Source organism: Psychromonas arctica (genome assembly GCF_038155225.1).
GTDB lineage: Bacteria > Pseudomonadota > Gammaproteobacteria > Enterobacterales > Psychromonadaceae > Psychromonas > Psychromonas arctica_B.
The window spans coordinates 1-233 of record NZ_JBAKBA010000198.1 but is presented as its reverse complement, the minus strand read 5'-3'; the positions used below and the strand labels follow the sequence as shown (position 1 = coordinate 233).

Annotated in this window: 1 pseudogene; it reads right to left on the bottom strand. The window is 39.1% G+C overall.

What is annotated here, in order from left to right:
- A pseudogene (locus tag V6255_RS18285) lies at positions 1–233 on the bottom strand (cytochrome o ubiquinol oxidase subunit I); the annotation flags it as partial.

The following is a 233-nucleotide window of genomic DNA, read 5'->3' as shown; positions in this document are numbered from 1 at the left end:
CTGCAATAGCACCGACTAAACCAACAATCGCTAACCACCAATCATGCCAAATCATAGCGAAACAGAATATAGTTAATGTTAGGCCCATCAAGACACCAGCAGCAGTATTTTTAGGAATATGAATAGGTTCATAGCTTGCTTTAGACTGATAAACTTGTCACTTTTCTTTCATATCTGTCCATGCATCAATGTCATTTACTTCAGGGATCACAGCGAAGTTATACGCTTGTGGA